General features: G+C 74.8%; 6 protein-coding genes and 1 pseudogene. 2 read left to right on the forward strand and 5 right to left on the reverse strand.

The window, feature by feature from the left end:
• The 4 genes from BJP40_RS16045 to BJP40_RS16060 form a co-directional block, all read right to left on the reverse strand.
• A partial coding sequence (locus tag BJP40_RS16045; protein WP_071280956.1) for an ABC transporter ATP-binding protein occupies positions 1 to 824 on the reverse strand: 824 nt, incomplete at its 3' end.
• Between the two features lie 53 nt (positions 825 to 877).
• Positions 878 to 1,975 carry an iron chelate uptake ABC transporter family permease subunit gene (locus tag BJP40_RS16050; protein ID WP_079171218.1) on the reverse strand — a complete coding sequence of 366 codons (1,098 nt, stop codon included), beginning with the start codon at positions 1,973 to 1,975 and terminating at the stop codon, positions 878 to 880.
• Complete coding sequence (locus BJP40_RS16055) at positions 1,972 to 3,021, reverse strand: iron ABC transporter permease (protein ID WP_071280957.1); 1,050 nt, start codon at positions 3,019 to 3,021, stop codon at positions 1,972 to 1,974. The genes BJP40_RS16050 and BJP40_RS16055 overlap by 4 nt, the downstream gene beginning before the upstream one ends.
• A gap of 263 nt (positions 3,022 to 3,284) precedes the next feature.
• Positions 3,285 to 4,322, reverse strand: coding sequence for an HAD hydrolase-like protein (locus BJP40_RS16060; RefSeq protein WP_071280958.1), 1,038 nt, complete (start codon positions 4,320 to 4,322; stop codon positions 3,285 to 3,287).
• A gap of 91 nt (positions 4,323 to 4,413) precedes the next feature.
• Here BJP40_RS16060 and BJP40_RS16065 point away from each other — a divergent pair, with 91 nt between their 5' ends.
• Entirely contained in the window at positions 4,414 to 5,700 is a 1,287-nt protein-coding gene (locus BJP40_RS16065; protein ID WP_071280959.1) for a DUF1015 domain-containing protein, read from the forward strand.
• A gap of 73 nt (positions 5,701 to 5,773) precedes the next feature.
• Here BJP40_RS16065 and BJP40_RS34935 read toward each other — a convergent pair whose 3' ends face one another.
• On the reverse strand, positions 5,774 to 6,586 hold the full coding sequence (locus BJP40_RS34935) for a tetratricopeptide repeat protein (protein ID WP_079171219.1): 813 nt from the start codon (positions 6,584 to 6,586) through the stop codon (positions 5,774 to 5,776).
• Positions 6,587 to 6,652: 66 nt separating this feature from the next.
• Between BJP40_RS34935 and BJP40_RS34940 the strand changes: the two are divergent.
• A pseudogene (locus tag BJP40_RS34940) lies at positions 6,653 to 7,077 on the forward strand (hypothetical protein); the annotation flags it as partial.

The following is a 7,077-nucleotide window of genomic DNA, read 5'->3' on the forward strand; positions in this document are numbered from 1 at the left end:
CCGGCGGCCGCCGGGACGCGGGCCCGCCGCGCCGCGGGCACCACCAGAGGCGTACCGGTCTCGGGGTCGTCGATGACCTGGCAGCGGAGCCCGAAGACCCGCTCGACCAGCTCGGCGGTGACGATCTCGGCCGGTGGGCCCTCCGCGACGATCTCACCGCCCCGTACGGCGATCAGATGGGTGGCGTACCGCGCCGCGTGGTTGAGGTCGTGCAGGACCGCGACGAGTGTGCGGCCCTGCTGCTCGTTGAGGTCGGCGCACAGGTCCAGCACGTCGATCTGGTGCTGGATGTCGAGGTACGTCGTCGGCTCGTCGAGCAGCAGCAGCGGTGTCTGCTGGGCGAGCGCCATGGCGATCCACACGCGCTGCCGCTGGCCGCCGGACAGCTCGTCGACGTACCGGTCGCCGAGGTCCGCGATGCCGGTGGCCTCCATCGACTCCTGGACGATCCGCTCGTCGTCCGGGGACCACTGGCGCAGCAGCCCCTGGTGGGGGTAGCGGCCCCGGGCGACGAGGTCGGCGACGGTGATGCCGTCGGGCGCGAGGGACGACTGCGGCAGCAGGCCGAGGGTGCGGGCGACCTTCCGGGCGGGCAGGGCGTGGATGGACTGCCCGTCCAGCAGGACCTGGCCCTTCGCGGGCTTCAGCATCCGTGCCAGGGCCCGCAGCAGTGTGGACTTGCCGCAGCCGTTGGGCCCGACGATCACCGTGAAGGAGTGGTCGGGTATCTCCACGGACAGGTCGGCGGCGATGGTCCGCTGCTCGTAGGCGAGGGTGACGGACTGCGCGCTCAGCCGCTGGCCGCCCCGGGGCTGTGTCTGCATGGCGGGCTCCTGGTGCTCCTGTCGTTCTCGTGCGTACGGGTCGGGAGGCCGTGTCATATGCGCCCGGCCCTGCGCTCGGCGACCAGGAGCCACAGCAGGTAGCCGCCTCCGACGATGCCGGTGACGACTCCCACGGGCAGTTGGCGCTCACCGAACGCGTGGGTGGCGACGAGGTCGGCGGTGAGCAGCAGCGCGGAGCCCATGAGGGCGGACGCGCCGAGGTTCGGTCCGGGCGAGCGGGTCAGCCGCCGGGCGAGCTGCGGGGCGCTGAGGGCCACGAAGGCGATGGGGCCGGCCGCGGAGGTCGCGGCGGCGACCAGCAGCACGGCGGCGACCAGCAGCACCACCCGTACCCGCTGGACGGGCACGCCGAGCGCGAAGGCCGCGTCGTCGCCCATCTCCAGCACGCGCAGCGGCCTGCCGTAGGCGAGGATCAGGGGCAGCAGCACGGCGCTGACCGCGAGCAGCGGCCAGAACTCCTTCCAGTCGCGGCCGTCCAGGGACCCCGTCATCCACGCGACGGCGCGGGTCGCCTCGACGAGGTTCGCCCTGGTGATCAGGTAGTGGATGACGGCAGTGAGCACGGCCGTGAGCCCGATGCCGATCAGGACGATGCGGAAGCCGTGCACGCCCCGCTGCCACGCGAACAGGTACATGGCGGCACCGGTCGCGAGGCCGCCGGCGAGACCGCCCGCGGCGACCGCGGCGGGCTCGCCGCCGAGGACGACGATCACGGTGAGGGCGCCGACGATCGAGCCGTGGCCGATGCCCAGCACGTCGGGGCTGCCGAGCGGGTTGCGGGTGATGCTCTGGAAGACGGCGCCGCCGACGGCCAGCCCGGCGCCGACGAGCACGGCCACCAGGGCCCTCGGCAGGCGCATGTCCATGACGACGAGTTCCTGGACCGCCGTACCGTCGCCGAGGAGGGTGGCGACGACCTCGCCGGGCGTGAGCGGGAAGTCCCCGCTGCCGATGAGGACGAGGGCCGCCGCCAGGGTCAGTGCCGCGAGCGCCAGACCGGCGGCGACCGCGCGCGGCTCGATGCGGACGGACAGCCCGCCGCGCGTGCGGACGGCCCGGACGGTCCGCGTCCGGGCGGCGGTCGGCGGGGCGCCTGGGGACGGGGAGGGGGGCGGAGAGGTGACGGTCACAGCTTGGCCATCCTCTTGCGGCGTACGAGGTGGATGAAGACGGGTCCGCCGATGACCGCGGTGACGATGCCGACCTGGAGTTCGGACGGGCGGACGACGACCCGCCCGATGACGTCGGCGCCCAGCAGCAGCACGGGCGCGAGCACCGCGGCGTACGCGAGGATCCACCGCACGTCCGGCCCGGTGAGGGCGCGCACGAGGTACGGCACCATGAGGCCGACGAAGGCGATCGGCCCGCACGCGGCGGTGGCGCCACCGCACAGCAGGGTGACGGCCAGCATGGCGAGCACCCGTGTGCGGGTGAGGCCGGCGCCCAGGGAGCGGGCGGTGTCGTCGCCCATCTCCATCGCGTTCAGCGGCCGGGCGATGACCGCCGCGAGCAGCGCCCCGACGCCGAGGAACGGCGCCACCGAGACCACCAGCTCCAGGGTGGCCCCGGAGAGCGCGCCCACGGTCCAGAAGCGCAGCCGGTCGAGCGCGGCGGAGTCCAGCAGCTGGACGGCGTTGACGTAGCCGTACAGCGCTGCGGTCGTCGCGGTCCCCGCGAGGGCGAGGCGCACCGGTGTGGCGCTGCGCCCGCCGCCGAGCACGTAGACGAGCACCGACACGGCGGCCGCCCCGGCGAAGGCGAACCACACGAAGCCCATGAAGGACGTCGCCCCCAGGAAGCTGGTGGCGGTGACGACGGCGGCGGCCGCGCCCGCGTTCACCCCCATGAGGCCGGGTTCGGCGAGCGGGTTGCGGGTGAGTGCCTGCATGACCGCGCCGGAGACGCCCAGGGCGAGCCCGGCGAGCAGGCCCATGAGGGTGCGCGGCAGGCGGACGTCGGCGATGAGCACGTCGTTGCCGGTGCCGGAGTGGTGGAACACCCCGTGCCAGACGTCCGCCAGGGGCAGGGGTTTGGCACCTACCGCGATGCTCGCGGCGCAGACCAGCAGCAGGACTCCGAGGGACAGCAGCAGTCCGGCGGACCGCAGGGCGGTGCGCCTGCGGTTCCGGTGCGCGGCCTGCGGGGCCGTGCTCGCTTCGGGGGGACTCTCGACCAACACCCGGTTAGGTTAGCCTACCCTCCGTGCGGTGATCAGGTGGTGTCGGCGACGGGCCGCCCTCCGCGCCCGGAGCGCACGCCCCGGGCGGCGCCACGGCTCGGGCCGGCGGCAGTCCCGGCCGTCCTCCCGCGGCGCCGGGCCCCGCCACGCCGCCCCGCGGGAGGCGACCGCTCCCGCTCCGTCCTGTTCCACCGTCCACCGGGGCACGGTCCGCGACGAGGGCGTCGCGGCACCGCTCCGGCGCAGGCCGTCGGGCCGCGCTACCACCCTGCCCGCGCCAGCGCCTTGTCCGCGGCAAGCCCGCACGCCTCCGCTCCCGCATGGGTCCAGGCCGCCGCGCACAGCGCCCGCAGCCCGTCCAGCGGTGTGCCGTCCCCCTCCAGGACCAGGGCGTCCCCGCCCGCGGACACCGCCGCCTCCCAGCCCCCGCACGCGAAGCCCCGTCCCGCCGCGCCCACCTCGGGCTGCCCGGTCAGCAGTCCCCGCAGGTCCGCGTCCACATAGGTCGGCCGGTGCTCCGGCACCGCCGCCAGCAGCCCCGCCGGGTCCGTCACCCCGGTCAGCACCAGCAGCGAGTCGACTCCCCCGTTGCAGGCGCCTTCGATGTCCGTGTCCAGCCGGTCCCCCACCACCAGCGGCCGCTGCGCCCCCGTCCGCAGCACCGTCTCCCGGTGCATCGGCGGCAGCGGCTTGCCGGCGACCACCGGCTCGGCGACGCCGCCCGTCGCGATCCGGACGACCTCCACGGCCGCCCCGTTCCCGGGCCCGATGCCCCGCGCCCCCGGAACCGTCAGGTCCGTGTTGGACGCGAACCACGGCACGCCCCGCGCCACCGCGTACGCGGCCTCGGCGAACCGCCCCCACGGCAGGTCGGGGCCGCCGTACCCCTGCACCACGGCCGCCGGGTCGTCATCCGCCGACTCCACGGGCACGAGGCCGCGCTCGCGCAGCGCGACCCGCAGCCCCTCCCCGCCCACGACGAGGACCCTCGACCCCTGTGGCACGTGCTCCGCGATCAGCCGCGCCACCGCCTGCGCCGAGGTGACCACGTCTCCGGCGGCGGCCGGGACCCCCAGCTCCGTCAGGTGCGCGGCGACCGCCTCCGGGGTGCGCAGCGCGTTGTTGGTGACGTACGCGAGGTGCATCCCGCCGGCCCGCGCCACGGCCAGCGCCTCCACCGCGTGCGGGACGGCCTCGGGCCCGGCGTACACCACCCCGTCCAGGTCCAGCAGCGCCGTGTCGTACGCCTCACTGAGCACCCGCGTGCTCGCACCCGGCCGGCTCCGCCACTGCCCCATCACCCTGCACTCCTCGCCTCGCGCCGTCTTTTACCCAGACGATTCCTTCACCCGATCATCGCTCATCCCTTCGGGCACCTACGATGCAAGGATGATGACGAGAGGTCCTGCGGCCCACGGCGGTCTGCGCCTGAAACCCTTCCGTGGACTGCGGTACGTCCCCGAACAGGTCGGCAGTCTCGCCGCAGTGACCTCGCCGCCGTACGACGTGGTGGTACGGCCCGACGGGCTGCACCACCTGGAGTCGTCGGACCCGCACAACATCGTCCGCCTCATCCTGCCGCAGGCGCCGACCGCGGAAGCGCGGTCCCGCCGCGCGGCCGACACGCTCGCCGAGTGGCTGGCGTCGGGCGTCCTCGCCCCGGACGAGGAGCCCGCCCTGTACGTGTACGAGCAGCGCAAGGGCGAGCTGCTGCAGCGCGGTGTGATCGGCGCCCTGGAGCTCTCCGTCCCCGCTGAGGGCGTGGTGCTGCCGCACGAGGACGTGATGCCGGAGGTCGTGGAGGAGCGGGCCGCCCTGATGCGGACGCTCGGCGCCCACCTGGAGCCGCTGCTGCTCACCTACCGAGGGGACGGGGGTGCCACCGGCGCGTCGGCCGTCATCGAACGGACCATCAAGGGCACTCCGCTGCTGGCCACGACCACCGAGGACGGGTTCAGCCACCGCCTGTGGGCGGTCACCGACCCGGGCGAGCTCGCGGCCGTCACGGACGACCTGGTCCGCCACCAGGCACTGATAGCCGACGGGCACCACCGCTGGGCCACCTACCTGCGCCTGCGCGAGGAGCAGTCCGGGCCCGGGCCTTGGAACCACGGCCTCGTCCTCCTCATCGACACGGCGGAGTACCCGCTGCAGGTCCGCGCCATCCACCGCCTCCTGAACAACCTGCCGGTGGCCGACGCCGCGGCCGCGCTCGACGGGTCGTTCCGGGTGCGGACGCTGGAGGGCGCCTCGCTCACGTCGGCCCTGGGGGTGCTGGCCGACACGGCCGGGGGCGGCGGGAACGCCTTCGTCCTCGCCGGCGACGGCCGTTTCCACCTGGTCGACCGCCCGGACCCGGGACTGCTCGCCCGCACGGTCCCCGCGGACCGCCCGGAGCCGTGGCGCACCCTGGACGCCACGGTCCTGCACGCCTCGATGCTGGAACATCTGTGGCGTATCCCCGACTCGCCGGAGCACATCGCGTACATCCACGACGCCGCGGCGGCCGTGGAGCAGGCGGAGCGCCGGGGCGGTACGGCCGTCCTGATGCACCCGGTGCGGGAGGAGGTCGTACGGGACCTGGCGCGCCGGGGCGTCACCATGCCCCGCAAGTCGACGTCGTTCGGCCCGAAGCCCGCGACCGGCCTGGTCCTGCGCAGCCTCACCCTGGACTGAACGCCGAAGGGCGGCACCCCTTGACGGGTGCCGCCCTTCGTGTGCTGCGCGGTGCACTCAGCCGGCCTACGGCTCAGTGGCCGTCGCCCTCGGTGCCGCCCTCCTGACGGGCTTCCCGTCCAGGCGCATCGGGGTCCTCCCCGGCGTCGGCGTCGTCCACCTGCGGGGCCTCGTTGGTCCGGTCGGGCTCGTCGGCCTCATCGAGTTCCGCGTTCTCGTCGAGTTCTGCGCTCTCGCCGAGTTCTGCGCTCTCGTCGAAGGCGTCCACGAACTCGACGCCGTCGAGCTCGGCCAGCCGGTCGGACGCGTCGGTCGAACCGTCCTTGTCCGACTCCAGGGCCTTGGCGAACCACTCGCGGGCCTCGTCCTCCCGGCCGGCCGCCAGGAGAGCGTCCGCGTAGGCGTACCGGAGGCGCGCGGTCCACGGCTGCACGGAGTGCGAGGCGAGCTCAGGGGACTGGAGGGTCACGATCGCGGCGTCCAGCTGTCCCATGTCGCGCCGGGCCCCGGCGGCCACGAGCCGCATCTCGACCTGGCCGGCCCTGTCCAGCTTGTTGACCTCCGGCGCACCGGCCATGTCCAGCGCCTTCTCAGGGCGGCCGAGGCCGCGCTCACAGTCGGCCATGACGGGCCACAGCTCGACGCCTCCGGTCATCCGCCGTGCCGCCCGGAACTCGGCGAGCGCCTCCGCGTACTTCTGCGTGGCGTACGCCGCGAAGCCGGCGGCCTCCCGTACGGCGGCCACGCGCGAGGCCAGCCGCAGGGCGACCCGCGAGTAGCCGTAGGCCCCCTCCGGGTCCTCGTCGATGAGCCGGGCCACCATCACCAAGTTCCTGGCGACGTCCTCGGCCAGGGTCTTCGGCAGGCTCATCAGCTCCTGCCGCACGTCCTTGTCGATCTCGTCGCCGGTGACGTCCTCGGGAATGGGCAGCCGCTTGACGGGCTCACGGTCGTGGGTGCGCTCCCGCTCCGGTCGCCGGAAGCCACCGCGGTCGCCCCGCTCGCCCCGGAACCCGCCGCGGTCCCGGTCGCCCCGGAACCCACCCCGCTCGTCGTCGCGACGCGGCCCACCCGGCCGGTCGTCCCCGCGCCGGAACCCACCGCCGCGGCGGTCGTCACGGCGGTCGTCACGACGGGGGCCACGGTCGTCGCGGCGGTCATCGCGGCGGGGTGCGCGGTCGTCGCGGGGGAAGCTACCGCCCTGATCGCGCCGGTCGTCACGCCCACGGAACCCGCCGCGCTCGTCACGGCGGTCGTCACGCCCACGGGACGCACCACGGTCATCACGCCAGCCACCACGGTCGTCGCGGCGGTCGTCACGGCGGGGTGCGCGGTCGTCGCGGGGGAAGCTACCGCCCTGATCGCGCCGGTCGTCAC

The sequence above is a fragment of the Streptomyces sp. CC53 genome (assembly GCF_001865245.1).
Taxonomy (GTDB): Bacteria; Actinomycetota; Actinomycetes; order Streptomycetales; family Streptomycetaceae; genus Streptomyces.